The following is a 14428-nucleotide window of genomic DNA, read 5'->3' as shown; positions in this document are numbered from 1 at the left end:
GGATGGGGAGGGGGCAACCCGCGGCAACAACTCCCAGAAGGTGCCCCCATGCCCACCACCTTCGCCACCATCAACGACACCACGCTGCGCGATGGCGAGCAGACCGCCGGCGTCGCCTTCACGCTCGACGAGAAGATCGCCATCGCCAAGGCGCTCGACGCCGCCGGCGTGCCGGAGCAGGAGGTCGGCATCCCCGCCATGGGCGAGGAGGAGCGCGAGGGCATCCGCGCCGTGGCGGCGCTGGGGCTGAAGGGCCGGCTGATGGTGTGGTGCCGCATGCACGATGCCGACTTGAAGGCCGCGCTGTCCTGCAATGTCGGCTTCGTCAACCTGTCGATGCCCGTGTCGGACATCCACATCACCAGGAAGCTGAAGCGCAGCCGCGCCTGGGCGCTGGCGGAGATCGAGCGCCGGGTGAAACAGGCGCGCGACCATGGGCTGGAGGTCAGCGTCGGCGGCGAGGATTCGTCGCGCGCCGACATGGATTTCCTGATCGCCGCCGCCACCGTGGCGCAACAGGCCGGCGCCCGGCGCTTCCGCTTCGCCGACACGCTGGGCGTGCTCGATCCCTTCCAGACGCGCGCCTGCATCGAACGGCTGCGCCGGGCCACCGACCTGGAGATCGAGATCCACGCCCATGACGATCTGGGCCTCGCCAACGCCAATTCACTGGCGGCGGTGCTGGGCGGCGCCACCCACGTCAACACCACGGTGAACGGACTGGGCGAGCGCGCCGGCAACGCCCCGCTGGAGGAGGTGGTGGTGTCGCTGAAACACCTCTACCACATCGACACCGGCGTGGAGACGCGCTCGCTCGGCACCATCAGCGATCTGGTGGAACGGGCCTCCAACCGGCCGGTGGCGGTCAACAAGTCGATCGTCGGCGCCGCCGTCTTCACCCATGAGGCCGGCATCCATGTCGACGGGCTGCTGCGCGACCGCGCCACCTACCAGAATTTCGACCCGGCCGAGGTCGGGCGCGAACACCGCATCGTGCTGGGCAAGCATTCCGGCACCGCGGCGGTGAAGCTGGCCTATGAGCGGCTCGGCATCGCCTGCGACGACGCCACCGCGCAGGCGGTGCTGCCGCGCGTCCGCGCGCTGGCCACCCGCGCCAAACGGCCGCCGACGCCTGAGGAACTGCACGCCTTCCTGGAGGCGGCGACATGACCAAGCCCAAAAGCTCTCCGGGCATTCTGGCCCTGCTGCGCGAGGACGTCGCCTGCGTGTTCGACCGCGACCCGGCGGCGCGCAACGTCTTCGACGTGTTGACCTGCTATCCCGGCATCCATGCGCTGGTGATGCACCGCGTCGCCAATGCGGCGTGGCGGCAGGGGCTGCGCTGGCCGGCGCGTTTCCTGTCCTATGTCGCCCGCGCGGTGACCAACATCGACATCCACCCAGGCGCCGCCATCGGCCGCCGGTTCTTCATCGACCATGGCGCCGGCGTGGTGATCGGCGAGACCGCGGAGATCGGTGACGACGTGACGCTCTATCACGGGGTGACGCTGGGCGGCACCTCCTGGACCAAGGGCAAGCGGCACCCGACGCTGATGGACGGCGTCCTCGTCGGGGCCGGCGCCAAGATCCTGGGGCCGATCACCGTCGGCGCCAACGCGCGGGTCGGCGCCAATTCGGTGGTGACCAAGCCGGTGCCGGCGGGCATGACCGTGGTCGGCATTCCCGGCCGGGTTGTCCGGCCGGACGCGCATCGGCAGTTGTCCGATCGCCCTCTTCCCGATCACGGCATCGACCTGGAGCATCACCTGATGCCGGACCCGGTCGGCAAGGCCATCGCCTGCCTGATCGACCACATCAACCGCATCGAAGCCCGGCTGGAAGCCCACACCGCAACCGAACCGTCACAGTTTCCTGCTAAGAACATCCGCCTGTCGGAATTTCGCCTGAACGATATGCACGGCGATATACGTTTGGACGGTGTGGCCTGCAGCTCTTGTGGCAACATCTGCGACCAGGAGGGGTGCGGCCCCTCCCCTTCCACCCAGCAGCACGCGTGAGGAGCCTTCGACGATGAGCGATTTCACCGACGACCTCGACGACCTGGAAACCGCGGAAGACTTCCTGCGCTTTTTCCACGTCACCTACGACCAGCGCGTGGTCCATGTGAACCGCCTGCACATCCTGCAGCGCTTCCACGACTACCTGTCGGCGGACCATGGGATGGAGGGACTGGACGACGAAGGGATGTCGTCACGCTACCGCTTCCATCTGGAACGGGCGTACCAGGATTTCGTGGTGTCCAACGCCATCGCGGAAAAGACCTTCAAGGTCCACAAGGAGGAAGCGCGCAAGATGGCCGACCGCTTCGTCCCGCTGGACAGCCTGCTGGGGACGCCGGTCGGCTGAGCCGCCCGCACCGGACCAACGGACAGAAGGGGGCGCCTGTCGCGCCCCCTTTGCCGTCAGTGGATCTTGCTCTCGTTGGGGCCGTCGTCGCGTCGATAGACATGGATGTGGTAGGCGGCCATCGGGTTCTCGTCGATGTAGCGCAGCAACTGCTGCTCCGTCCTCGGCGTGGCGTCGCGGATCAGCACCTGCCAGGCGGGCTCCATCGTGGCACGCATGGTCTCGTCGTGAGGGAGCATGATGAATCCGGCCCATTCTGGGTCGAAATCCGCCAGATAGCTCTTGGCGTAATGCTTCATCATCGCCGCGTCGTTGACGTTGACGCTCTCCATGTTTTCGAAACAGACACGCAGGTCCATCGCCGTCCTCCTCATGGAATAGGGCGCGGCCCCGCCAATGGTCCGCATGGGACGCCCGCAGGTCCGCGTTGTTCGGTCCTGAAAACAGCCATGGGATAGAGATGGTGCGCCGACGGGGTGAAAAACAAGGGCGCGCCAACTATCATCGAGCATCTGCGCCGACCTGCGGCCACGCTTGCCCACTGTGCCATGCATCCAGCGCAGACCGCACCATTGGTCATAATCCTGCGCTTTTTGGGTTCGCCTGTTGCATGGCTCCTGTAGAATTCTTGTGACAGTACCCGCGCGAGTACGATGACAGACCTTACGCCTGCCTCCGACCAGCCCCTGCGCATCCTCATCGTCGAGGACGAAAGTCTCGCCGCCATGGCTTTGGAAGAGGTCCTGGGGATGCTGGGCTTCGCCGTCATCGGCATCGAGGACAATGCCGACGCCGCGATCGCAGCAGCCGAACGGTTGCGCCCCGACATCGTGATGATGGACATCCGCCTGCACGGTCCGCGGGACGGGATCGACGCCGCCGCGGCCATTCGCGCTTTAACCGGCATCCGCTGCATCTTCACCTCCGCCTTCGCCGATGCCGAGACCCGGCACCGCGCCACCGACTGCGAGCCCTTCGGCTTCGTCCGCAAGCCCTATTTCCCGGCCGAGCTGCAGCGGGCGCTGGACCATGCGGCGGAGGTGTTGCGGGGTAGCGTTTAGAAAATTGTCGGCGCAGGCCCCCTCCCCAACCCTCCCCCGCTAACGCGGGAGAGGGAGTTAGTCGCAGAGCGGCGGCAGTCCCCTCTCCCTCGAAGAGGGGGAGGGTTAGGGTGGGGGCAAACACCTTGCCCGGCAACCACTTCCCACCAGACAAATCGGCCCCCGCACGTCGCCGCGCGGAGGCCATCCAGTTCCGGGGGAAGACAACACACGCGAACCGATCAGCCGAACTTGTAGCTGATGCCGTAGCCGCCGCGCGGATAGTCCCAGGCGATGTTGCCCTTGTCCTGGCAGACGACGCGGCAGGTGCCGCATTCGAGGCAGCCGTCGGTCACCAGCGTCACGCCGCCGGTCTCGTTCTTGCTGTAGCAGGCGGCCGGACAGCAGACGGTGCAGGCCTGTTTCTCGCAGCTCTGGCAGGCCTCCACACTCTTGATCTGGATGTGCGGCCGGCTTTCATCGACGATGTAGCGGTTCTGATAGAGCTTCTCTTCGACCTTGACCATGATGCTCATCGCACGGCCCTCACCAGCTTGATTGCGTCACCGACCAGTCCCATCACCGAGCGGCGCTTGATGAAGGACTTCATGATCTGCTTTTCCTTGGTCTTCTTGTCGACGCTGTCCACCGTGAACCAGTTGTGGACCGCCGAGGTGATTTCGTCGGGATAGGCGCCGAAGAACTGCTTGTTGCCGTGCATGATGCCGGGCAGCTCGCGGTACTTCTTCAAATCCTTCATGATGAAGCTGTCGTCCAGCTTCTTCTTGTAGGCCGCCAGGTTCGACGCGCTGTAGCCCTTGCCGGCGGCCTTCAGCTCGATCACCGTCTCCGCCGCCATCCGGCCCGACGCCATGGCAAGGTTGGAGCCCTCGCGGTGGGCAGCGTTGTTGAAGTGGGCGGCGTCGCCGACCACCATCCAGCCGTCGCCATAGAGCTGCGGAACCGCCTTGTAGCCGCCCTCCGGGATCATGTGGGCGGCATATTCCTTCATCTCCGCCCCTTCGATCAGCGGCTTGATGACGGGATGCTTCTTCAGATCCTCCAGCATCCGGTAAGGCGGGCAATCGCCGTTCTTGAAGTCGGAGATCAGGCAGCCGATGCCGATCGTCAGCGATTCCTTGTTGGTGTAGAGGAAGGCGGTGCCGACCATCCCCTTGGTCACCTTGCCCATGATCTCGATGACGACGCCTTCGTCCTCCTTGATGCCGAAGCGCTGCTGGATCAGCTCGGGATCGATGAAGAGGATTTCCTTGACGGCCAGCGCCACATTCTCCGGCGCTGCTTCGCCCTGAAGCCCGGCGCGCTTGGCCAGCAGGGCGTTGACACCGTCGGCCATGATGACGACGTCGGCGTGGATGTCCCCGCCCTCGCGGTCGGTGCGCACGCCGATCACCTTGCCGGATGGATCGCGGATCAGCTCCGTCACCGTGGTCTCGCAGATCTGGAGGCCGCCGACCTTGCGGATCTGCTCGCCCCACCATTTGTCGATGTTGGCGCGGATGATGGTGTAGCGGTTCGGCTTGTCGCTGTTGAAGGACTCCGAGCGGTAGTTGGTGCCGACATAGCTGTCGTCGCCCAGCAACCAGACGCGCTGTTCGATGATGTGGCGCTCGGTCGGGCAATCGTCCCGGAAGTCCGGGATGATCTTCTCCAGCTCGTGGGCGTACATGATGCCGCCCTGGACGTTCTTGGCGCCGGGATATTCGCCGCGCTCCAGCTGGAGCACCTTCAGCCCCTGCTTGGCCAGCGTGTAGGTGGCGGCGTTGCCGGACGGGCCGGCACCGATGACGATGGCGTCGAACTTTTCGACCATGTCGACAGGCTCCTTTCTCGTCCGGCGGTCAGCCGGCCATGCGGTTGATGGAGAGGCGGCGGCCGAAGGCATCGGTCAGCGCCGGCAGGATCTTCAGCGCGTCGCCGACCAGCCCGAGATGGGCGAAGTCGAAGATCGTCGCGTTCGGATCGGTGTTGATCGCCAGGATCAGGTCCGACTTCTCCATGCCGACCCGATGCTGGATGGCGCCGGAGATGCCAGCGGCGATATAGAGTTTCGGCCGCACCGTCTTGCCGGTCTGCCCGACCTGACGGTCGTTGGTCGCCCAGCCGGCCTGGACCAGCGGGCGGGTCACCCCGACCTCCGCGCCCAGGACCCGGGCGAGGTCGAAGACCAGCTTCATGTTCTCGACCTTGCCCAGCCCCTTGCCGGCCGACACGATGATGTCGGCGAAGGCCAGCTGCGCCTCGTTCTGCTCGCGGTCGGCGATGAAGTTCAGGACCTTGGTGACGATGTCCTCTTCGCGGAGATCCGGCTGGATTTCGATGACGCGGCCGGTGCGGGCGTCGTCGCGCTCCGGCATCGCCATGACGCGCGGCCGCACCGTCGCCATCTGCGGCCGGTAGGCCAGAGTCTGGATGGTGCAGAGCAGCGTGCCGCCGAAGGTCGGCCGGGTGGCGGCCAGCGAGCGGTTGTCGGCGTAGATGTCCAGTTCGGTGCAGTCGGCGGTCAGGCCGGTCGCCAGCGTGGTGGCGATGGCGCCCGCCAGGTCGCGGCCCAGCGTGGTGGCGCCCAGCAGCACGATCTCCGGCTTGTGGGTGTTCACCACCTCGGTCATCACGCGGCAATAGGGGTCGGTGCGGTAGTCGGCCAGCGCCGGGTCGGTCACCTTGTAGACGATGTCGGCGCCATAGCCGATGGCGTCGCCGCAGATGCGGTTCAGGTCGGGGCTGTCGGCGCCCAGAACCACGGCGCCCACCTCCACCCCCAGCTTATCGGCCAGCTTGCGGGCTTCGCCCAGCAACTCCAGCGACACGGAATGGACGATGCCGCGCTCCTGCTCCACGATCACCCAGACGTTCTTGTAAATTTTCAGGTGTTCGGGAAGCTGGAACTTGCGGCCCTGGGGCTTGCTCGGTTCGCTCATCGTCGGGTCTCCCGCGGGTAAATCGTCAGAGCCCGGCCGCGGCGCGGGCGAGCAGGTCGCCGGCCAGCTTGGGCTGGGCGGCGAAGATGGCGTCGATGGCGGCGGCGGCCATCGCATCGGGGGTATCGGCATCGGCGACGATCATCTTCGCCTTTTCCGCCCGCGGCTTCGGCACGAACACCTTCGACACCACGGTCGGCGAGCCCTTCAGCCCGACGCGGCCCTCCTCGGCGCCGGTGAAGTCGCGGCTCCAGGTCTTCAGCTCGTAGCGGGCGGCGCGGAACAGATCGTCCATCTTGCCGAAGCGGATGGTGTTGGTCCCCTCCAGCATGGTGATCATGCAGGGCAGCTTGGTCTTCAGCACCTGCACCCCGCCTTCGGAGCGGCGTTGCACCACGATCTCCCTGGACGCGATGTCCAGATCCTCGATCTTGGTGATGTAGGTCAGCTGCTCGAAGCCGAGGCGGGTGGCGATGCCGGGGCCGACCTGGGCGGTGTCGCCATCCACCGTCTGCTTGCCGCAGAAGACGATGTCGACCGGATCCTCCTCCGCCAGCTTCTGGATGGCCGAGGTCAGCGCGTAGGAGGTCGCCAGCGTGTCGGAACCGGCGAACTTGCGGTCGGTCAGCAGCACCGCGTCGTCGGCCCCCAGCGACAGCGCCTTGCGCAGCGAGGTCTCCGCCATCGGCGGCCCCATGGTCAGCACGGTGACGCGGGCGCCGACCTTGTCCTTCAGCCGCAGCGCCTCTTCCAGCGAGAACAGGTCGAAGGGGTTGATGATGGCGGGCACGCCCTGCCGCATGATGGTGTTGGTGACGGGATGGATGCGGATCTGGGCGCTGTCGGGCACCTGCTTGATACAGACGACGATGTGCATCCCGTTCTCCTTGGCTTCCGCTCTCGCTGTGGCGCGCATGTGGGGTTGGGGCCGGCACCGGGCCGGGATACACCCAGGACAGCAAGCGGCGTGCCAGCCGGCAGGACGCCGGCCAAGCCATGGAAAATGTTCATAATTTCAAGGAGATGCGATGAATCGCAGCCTTGTCGCAAAGGCGACAAGCGGGCTGCCATGTCGGGTTCGTTACAGCCTGTGAGGGCGGCTATGGCACGCCCCTGTTCCGTCGCGAGGAAGCGTCGGCGGAAGGATGGAGAACTCTTTTCGGCCGTCATTCCCGCGAAGGCGGGAATCCATCCGCTTCAGCCGCTTGTTTGCGGAGTTACCTGGATCCCCGCCTTCGCGGGGATGACGCCAAGTTCTGTACGTTCCAATAGCTTAGCGGATTGCAGACCGGATACCGCAGCCCGCGCGGCTGGAGGATCAGACAGCCTCGATGTGGGCGACGACGCGGTTCAGCTCGACGCCGACGCGCGCGACCATGGCGGCGATGCCGTCCAGCCGGCGGTCGATCACCGCCATCTCCACCGCATCGGCGGCGGCGGCGAGGTCGCGGGCGCCGACGGTGCGGGAGGAGCCGGCCAGCTTGTGCGCGGCCTGCCGCACCTCGTCCCAGATCTCCCCCGCCAGTGCATCGGTCAGCCATCGGTGGGAGGCATTGTTGGAGGTCACGAACTCGCCCAGCAGATGCCCCACGAAGTCGGCGTCCCCGTCGAACAGCGCGGTCAGTGCCCCGATGTCGAGCGGCGGCAGATCGGCGGCGGCGGATACCGGCTGCAGTGCCGGTTCCAGGGTGGGTTGCTGCAACTCCGCGGTCATTGCCGGCAGGTCCTGCGACGGTTCGCACGGCTCCTCCCCCTCCCAGACGTCACCATCGAGAGGAGGCAGGAAGCGGTCGAGCACGCGGCGGAGATCGGCGAGACTGACCGGCTTGGCCAGCGTGTCATCCATGCCGGCGAGCAGGCAAAGCTGGGCCTCGTTCTCCGTCGCGTTGGCGGTGATGGCGACGATGGGCAGGCGGAGGCCTCCCCCGCCCGCCTCCCCCGCGCGGATGCTGCGGGCCAGTTCCATGCCGTCCATCTCCGGCATCTGGCAGTCGGTCAGCAGCAGGCCATGTCCGCCGGCCCGCCACAGCTCCAGCGCCTGAGCGCCGTCCTCCGCCGTTTCCATCACATGGCCGAGAAGGGTCAACTGGCGCTGGATGACCTGCCGGTTCGTCGGGTGGTCCTCCGCCACCAGGATCAGGCGGCCCTGCGCCCGCGCTTCCTCCACCGTGGGCAGCCGCCGCCGGCCGGCGGCAGGAGCGGCGGGTTCCGGTTCAGGCCGCAGGTCGGCCCGTCCGCCCTCACCCGCCGGCATGCGTCCGGCGGCCGCCAGAACCGCGCGGATCAGGCTGGTCCGCCGGACCGGACGGCCGAGGACGACGGTTGCGCCCCCGGAGGAGCCCAGCGCAGCCGTGTCGCCGGCCGTCATCGCGTCGCCACCGATGAGGACGCGGCCACGCACGCGGCCACGCGGGTCGTGATCCAGTGCCGCGCCGTCGGAGCCCACGGTGGAGACCAGCACGTCGCAGGCGGCGGTGGGCAGCAAGGTGCGCAGCGCCGCGTCGGCATCCGCCGCCTCCACCACCTGGGCGCCGTCGGCGTTCAGGTAGCGGGCAAGGAATCCGCGCTCCTCCGCATCCGCGGCCAGCAGCAGCACGGTCACGCCCTGCAGCGGGGCCCGCTGAAGAAGAGAGGCGTCATCCTCTTGCTGGACCAGATCGGCGGCGAAGGTGAACCAGAAGGTGGAGCCGGCATTCAGCTCGCTGGTGACGCCGATGTCACCGCCCATCAGTTCGGCCAGACGCCGGCAGATCGACAGCCCGAGACCGGTGCCGCCGAACCGGCGGGTGGTCGACACCTCGGCCTGGGTGAAGGGGCGGAACAGGCGGATCTGGTTCTCCGGCGAAATGCCGATGCCGGTGTCGGTCACCGCGACCCGGATGATGACGCGGTCGCCGTCGAAGTGCGTCAGTTCCACCCGCACCGTCACCGAACCGGACTGGGTGAACTTCACCGCATTGCCGGCGATGTTGAACAGCACCTGCCGGATGCGGACCGGGTCACCCAAGACCTCCGCCGGCAGGTCGGGATCGACGTAGGTGACCAGCGACAGGCCCTTCGCCCGCGCGCCGGGGGCCAGCGTGTCGGCCACCCCCTCCACCACCCCCGCCAATGCCACCGGCACCCGCTCCAGGTCGAGCCGCCCGGCCTCGATCTTCGAGAAATCCAGAATGTCGTTGATGATCGTCAGCAGCGCACCGGCCGATTCCCGCACCACACTGACCAATTCGCGCTGGTCGCCGGTCAGGCTGGTGTGCTCCAGCAATTCCAGCATGCCCTGGATGCCGTTCATCGGCGTCCGGATCTCGTGGCTCATGGTCGCCAGGAACAGCGACTTCGCCTGGTTGGCCGCCTCCGCCTCCGATCGCGCCGCCTCCGCCGCTTCGCGCGCCGCAACGAGGTCGCGCGTGCGCTCCGCCACCTGGCCTTCCAGGCTGCGGTTCAGTTCGGTCAGTTCCTCGTACAGGTGGACGTTGTCGAAACCGATGGCGACCTTGGCGCAGAAAACCTCCAGAAGCCGCCGCTCGTCCGTCGTCAGCGCCCGGTAATGGCCGAGATAGACCGCCGTGTCGTGCCGCCGGGTGGCGGAGCGGAAGATCAGAACGCTGTGCCCGCGCTCGAACCGGTTGCGGCCGTCGGCCAGCGCCGCCGTCACCGCCTGCACGGCGTCGGGCGGCAGGGCCAGGAACAGCGGGGTCCCCTCCATCCCGGCATGGCGTCCGGCGCCGCCCAGCACCAGCGGTTCCCCCGGCCGCGGCCCATCGGACGGGCCACCCGACAGACGGCTGACCAGCGCCACCCCGTCCCCCGGCGGACAGACGCCGACGATCTGCGCCACGGCATGGCGCACGAATTCCGCCATCGTCCGCTGGCCCAGCAGGGTGGAGGAGGCGTCGAGGATGCGCTCCAGCCCCTCGCGGTGGTCCTCGATCGCGGTGATGTCCTGGTAGCCGCGCAGTGCCGCGACGACGGAGGTGAACAGCTTCTGCGCCGTCAGTTCGGTCTTCGACTTGTAGTCGTTGATGTCGTAGCTGAGGATGACGTCGCGTTCAGGCGCCTGTCCCGGCTGGCCGGTGCGCAGGATGATGCGGACGCGGCGGTTGCTCAGCTCGTTGCGGATGTAGCGGACCAGCCGAAGGCCGGCGTCGTCCGACTCCATCACGACGTCCAGCAGGATCACCGCGATGGCCGGATTGTCGCGCAGCACCCCGCGCGCCTCCGCCGCGGTGGCCGCCGACAGGAACTGTGCCGGACGCCCTTCGAAGGTGAAGCCACGCAGCACCATCTTGGTGGTGGCATGGATGGCGGGGTCGTCGTCGACGATCAGGATCAGCCAGGGTTCGACCGGTTCGGCGGCCTCCGCCGCCGCCTCTACGGCAGGCTCCTCCTCCGCGAACAGGAATTCGTCGCTCATTACGGTCCCCCGGCGAACTTGCCGCTCATTTTCCACCCCGGCGCGCGGGCGACCTTATCATAGGTGCGGGAATGGTCGCCAGTTCGGCCCCGATCGTGACCACGAGACCGCAATGTCCGGCGGAAAGGGTGGATTTGCCGGGCGGCAGCCGCCATGGTGGCGCCGTTTTTCCATCGCGCATGTGCCGTCATGACCCTGCTTGCCTGCATCCACGACAAGGCCCCGCTGATCGAGGCGCGGGATCCCGACCTGGGCGACCTGTTCCCGGCGGGCTTCCTCGATTTGTACGAGGTGCACAGCTACCGCAACGCCGCCCGCATCCTGGCCCATGCCTGCACGGCCGAATTCCGCGAGATCACCGAGCGGCTGATGGAGTTCCGCATCCGCACCGAGGACATCGTGGCATCCGGCGGCAACAAGTCGCAGATCGCCAAGACGATGGAGCGGATGCTGAACCCGCTGGGCTGGAACGAAACCCGCATCCGCGGCGACCTGTTCATCACCAAGATGATCGTGACGCACGAGGAGAAGCGCCGCATAGCCGGCAAGAACCGAGGCCAGACCGTGACCGAACAGCGCCAGCGCGAGGAGCTGTACAAGGTCAACGGTTTCATCGACGGACACAAGATCGACTTCGTGAAGGGGCGCGTCTCCTTCGACCTGGAATGGAACAGCAAGGACCAGACCTTCGACCGCGACCTCTACGCCGCCCGCACTTTCTACGAATGCGGCATCATCAATGCCGGCGTCCTGCTGACCCGCAGCGCCGAGCTGATCCCGCTGTTCACCGAGGTGGCGCGGCGGGTGGAGATGAAGAACTTCCAGAACAAGTACGGCGCCAGCACCACCTGGATGAAGAAGCTGCTCTACCGGCTGGACGCCGGCCGCGGCGGCGGCTGCCCGGTGCTGGCGCTGGGCATCCGCCCCGCTGTGGTGTCGGATTTCGATGAGTGGAAGGACAGCCACCCGGTCGTCCGCCAGACCGCGACCTTCGATGTCGACACCGGGGCGGAGGACGAGGACGATCTTTGGTGAGGGTCGGGGGCCAGCCTTCCCCTCACGCGCCCCTCACGCGAACTTCCGGTCCGTCAGCAGCAGCCTCACCGCAAAGCCCAGGAACAGCACCCCGGCGATGCCGTCCAGCGCCGTGCGCACCCGCGGGCTCGACAGCACGCGGCGGGCGGCGCCGGCGCTGAGGGCGGCGACGCCTGCCAGATAGAGGCCGCCCAGCACCGAGATGATGCTGCCGAGGATGAAGGTCTGCAGAGCCACATTGCCCAGGGCTGGGGCGATGAATTGCGGGACGAAGGCCAGCTGGAACAGGATGATCTTCGGATTCAGCAGGTTGGTCAGCAGCGCCTGGACGAACACGCGGCCGGGGCGGGCCGAGGGCGGCGCCTCGATGGCCGGCGCGGGTTCGGCGCCCCGGCTCGTCCAGACGCTCCACAGCGACCGCAGGCCGATCCACGCCAGATAGGCGCCGCCGGCATAGCGCAGCAGGTCGAACAGCGTGGTCGAGGCGGCGATCAGGGCGGAGATGCCGGCGGCGGCCAGCAGCGCATGAACCATGTTGCCGACGCAGATGCCCAGCGTCGCCACCACCCCGGCCTGCCGGCCGTCGGCGATGCTGCGGGTCAGCACCAGCAGCGAATCCGGTCCCGGCGCCAGGACCAGGACACAGACGGCGATCATGTAGAGTTGCAGCAGATGGGGATCGAGCGGCAGGGTCATGGCAGCGGGCCTTCGGGCGATGGGGACGCGGTCAATCCGGCCAGCGGCGATGGATCCACAGCCATTGTGCCGGCTTGTCGCGGATCCAATCCTCCAACAGACGGTTCAGCCGTTCCATCAGAATTCGCGCATCCGCATTGCGGTCGCCGCTGGTCGGGTATTCCTCCGGCGGCAGGACGGTGACGCGGAACCGCGCGCCCTCCAGCCGTTCGGTCCGCGCGGGGCACAGCGGCAGCTGCATCTTCATGCCGAGCATGGCGGCGGCCGGTGCGGTCATGGCGTCGCGGCCGAAGAAGGGGATCGGAATGCCGTCGTTCATCTTCTGGTCGATCAGCATGCCGACATGGCCGCCGCCGGTCAGGTGCCGCAGCAGGATGCGTGCGCCGTCCGGCCCCTTGGGGATCTGGGTGCCGGTCGCCGCCCCGCGCAGCTTCACCAGCAACTCGCCGACGATGGGGTTGTTGGGCGCGCGGTAGACCAGCCCCAACTCCAACCCATGCAGGCGGGCGGTGACCGACTGCACCTCCCAATTCGCCAGATGGCCGGAGACCAGAATGCCCGCCTTGCCGTCCTCGCGCAGCATGTCGACATGCTCGATGCCGACCAGTTCGATCCGTTCGCGGCCGATCTGCTCCAGATGCGGATATTCGGCGATGGTGCGGCCGAGATTGTCCCACATCCCCCGCAGGATCGCGTCGATCTCCGCCTTGTTCTTCTCGGGAAAGGCTCGGGTCAGATTGCGGCGGGCACGGGCGCTGTTGGGCAACAACGGCCCGACCGTGCGCCCGATCCAGCCGCCGAGCGCCGACGCGCGGTCGAGCGGCAGCGCCCGGAACAGCGCACAGACGCCATGGACGAGCGCCGCCTCCAGCTTGTAGCCGACATGGCGCGTCAGCCATTGCTGCAGCGGGCTACGCGGCTTGGCCATCGGAGCTTCCTTTCAACAGCACAGGGGACAGCAGCGTGGCGAGCGCCCCCTCATCTTCCCAGCGCACCGCGACCGGCAGCACCTCCACCCTGCCCCGCAGTTCCGGCGGCAGACGCACGGCGTCCTTGGCGGTGGTGACGGGCAAGGCGCCCGTCGCTGCGGCGCGGGCGATCAGAGCCGCGAGCTCGGCGGGGCGGTAGGGATGGTGGTCGGCGAAAGGCGCACGCTCCACCACGCGGGCGCCGAGCGCGTCCAGCGTGGCGAAGAACTTTTCCGGCCGGCCGATGCCGGCGAAGGCCAGGACGTCGCGGCCGGCGAGCCGGGCGGCGGCGGCGGGATCGGGCTCCAGCCATGCCTTCAGCACCGGACGCCCGCCGGCCAGCGCCGCGAGGCCATTGCGGTCCTCCCCCAGGATCACCAGCGCATCGGCGCGGGCGAGGCCGTCGGCCACCCGTTCGCGCAGCGGTCCCGCCGGCACCAGCCGCCCATTGCCGAAGCCGACCGCGCCATCGGCGACGATCAGGGCCAGATCCTTGTGCAGGGCGGGGTTCTGGAACCCGTCATCCATGACGATGGCCCCCGCCCCGGCGGCGACCGCGCGCTGCGCACCGGCCACGCGGTCGCGCGCCACCCAGCAGGGCGCGGCGCCGGCCAGCAGAAGCGCCTCGTCGCCGACATCGGCCGCGGTATGGCGGGCGGGATCGACCTGCAGAGGCCCGGCCTCCCGTCCGCCATGGCCGCGGGTCAGGGCATGGACGGGAACGCCGCGGGCATGCAGTGCGGCGATCAGCGCCAGCCCGACCGGCGTCTTTCCCGCGCCGCCCGCCACCAGATTGCCGACGCAGACCACCGGCGCCGCGACGCGCTGCGGAACGGTCCCGGCGATGCGCCGCCGTCCGGCCAGCCCATAGAGGGCGCCAAGCGGCGCCAGCAGCGAGGATGCCAAGCCGGGCGGCCTGTACCAGAAGGCGGGGGTCTTCACGGGCCAGTCATCCCCTCACGTTCA

The 14428-nt window shown here is 67.8% G+C and carries 14 protein-coding genes; 5 read left to right on the top strand and 9 right to left on the bottom strand.

The window, feature by feature from the left end; genetic code table 11:
- The first annotated feature begins 48 nt into the window (after positions 1-48).
- The 3 genes from nifV to nifW are packed head-to-tail and all read left to right on the top strand — an operon-like array spanning position 49 to position 2367.
- The gene (gene nifV, locus A6A40_RS02235; RefSeq protein WP_063633915.1) at positions 49-1170 is read left to right on the top strand and encodes a homocitrate synthase; all 1122 of its coding nucleotides are present in this window, start codon (positions 49-51) and stop codon (positions 1168-1170) included.
- Positions 1167-2018 (top strand): serine O-acetyltransferase, encoded by an 852-nt coding sequence (gene cysE / locus A6A40_RS02230; RefSeq protein WP_063633914.1) that lies wholly within the window; start codon positions 1167-1169, stop codon positions 2016-2018. The genes nifV and cysE overlap by 4 nt, the downstream gene beginning before the upstream one ends.
- A 13-nt stretch (positions 2019-2031) precedes the next feature.
- Positions 2032-2367: a nitrogenase-stabilizing/protective protein NifW gene (gene nifW / locus A6A40_RS02225; RefSeq protein ID WP_063633913.1), complete on the top strand. Its 336-nt coding sequence runs from the start codon at positions 2032-2034 to the stop codon at positions 2365-2367.
- A 56-nt stretch (positions 2368-2423) separates the two neighbouring features.
- Here the strand turns inward: nifW and A6A40_RS02220 are convergent, their stop codons facing one another.
- On the bottom strand, positions 2424-2726 hold the full coding sequence (locus A6A40_RS02220) for a hypothetical protein (protein ID WP_014246962.1): 303 nt from the start codon (positions 2724-2726) through the stop codon (positions 2424-2426).
- 294 nt (positions 2727-3020) lie between these two features.
- Between A6A40_RS02220 and A6A40_RS02215 the strand changes: the two genes are divergently transcribed.
- Positions 3021-3428 carry a response regulator gene (locus tag A6A40_RS02215; RefSeq protein ID WP_063633912.1) on the top strand — a complete coding sequence of 136 codons (408 nt, stop codon included), beginning with the start codon at positions 3021-3023 and terminating at the stop codon, positions 3426-3428.
- 221 nt (positions 3429-3649) lie between these two features.
- Here the strand turns inward: A6A40_RS02215 and A6A40_RS02210 are convergent, their stop codons facing one another.
- The 5 genes from A6A40_RS02210 to A6A40_RS02190 form a co-directional block, all read right to left on the bottom strand.
- Positions 3650-3943: a ferredoxin family protein gene (locus A6A40_RS02210; protein ID WP_082860692.1), complete on the bottom strand. Its 294-nt coding sequence runs from the start codon at positions 3941-3943 to the stop codon at positions 3650-3652.
- Positions 3940-5241, bottom strand: coding sequence for an FAD-dependent monooxygenase (locus tag A6A40_RS02205; RefSeq protein WP_063633911.1), 1302 nt, complete (start codon positions 5239-5241; stop codon positions 3940-3942). Before A6A40_RS02205 ends, A6A40_RS02210 begins: the two co-directional genes overlap by 4 nt.
- 28 nt (positions 5242-5269) lie before the next feature.
- The gene (locus tag A6A40_RS02200; protein ID WP_063633910.1) at positions 5270-6349 is read right to left on the bottom strand and encodes an electron transfer flavoprotein subunit alpha/FixB family protein; all 1080 of its coding nucleotides are present in this window, start codon (positions 6347-6349) and stop codon (positions 5270-5272) included.
- Between the two features lie 25 nt (positions 6350-6374).
- A complete protein-coding gene (locus A6A40_RS02195; RefSeq protein ID WP_063633909.1) occupies positions 6375-7226 on the bottom strand; it encodes an electron transfer flavoprotein subunit beta/FixA family protein in 852 nt (283 codons plus the stop codon).
- 441 nt (positions 7227-7667) lie between these two features.
- Complete coding sequence (locus A6A40_RS02190) at positions 7668-10763, bottom strand: hybrid sensor histidine kinase/response regulator (RefSeq protein WP_063633908.1); 3096 nt, start codon at positions 10761-10763, stop codon at positions 7668-7670.
- 189 nt (positions 10764-10952) lie between these two features.
- Here A6A40_RS02190 and A6A40_RS02185 point away from each other — a divergent pair, with 189 nt between their 5' ends.
- A complete protein-coding gene (locus tag A6A40_RS02185; protein ID WP_063636079.1) occupies positions 10953-11798 on the top strand; it encodes a BglII/BstYI family type II restriction endonuclease in 846 nt (281 codons plus the stop codon).
- Positions 11799-11831: 33 nt separating this feature from the next.
- Here the strand turns inward: A6A40_RS02185 and A6A40_RS02180 are convergent, their stop codons facing one another.
- The 3 genes from A6A40_RS02180 to lpxK are packed head-to-tail and all read right to left on the bottom strand — an operon-like array spanning position 11832 to position 14404.
- A complete protein-coding gene (locus A6A40_RS02180; protein WP_063633907.1) occupies positions 11832-12494 on the bottom strand; it encodes a LysE family translocator in 663 nt (220 codons plus the stop codon).
- 31 nt (positions 12495-12525) lie between these two features.
- Positions 12526-13422, bottom strand: coding sequence for an LpxL/LpxP family acyltransferase (locus A6A40_RS02175; RefSeq protein ID WP_063633906.1), 897 nt, complete (start codon positions 13420-13422; stop codon positions 12526-12528).
- On the bottom strand, positions 13406-14404 hold the full coding sequence (gene lpxK, locus A6A40_RS02170) for a tetraacyldisaccharide 4'-kinase (RefSeq protein ID WP_063633905.1): 999 nt from the start codon (positions 14402-14404) through the stop codon (positions 13406-13408). Before lpxK ends, A6A40_RS02175 begins: the two co-directional genes overlap by 17 nt.
- Positions 14405-14428: the final 24 nt, after the last annotated feature.

The organism is Azospirillum humicireducens (genome assembly GCF_001639105.2).
In the GTDB taxonomy this organism is placed as follows: domain Bacteria; phylum Pseudomonadota; class Alphaproteobacteria; order Azospirillales; family Azospirillaceae; genus Azospirillum; species Azospirillum humicireducens.
The sequence above is the reverse complement of the archived record's forward strand: the minus strand, read 5'-3'. Positions and strand labels throughout refer to the sequence as shown.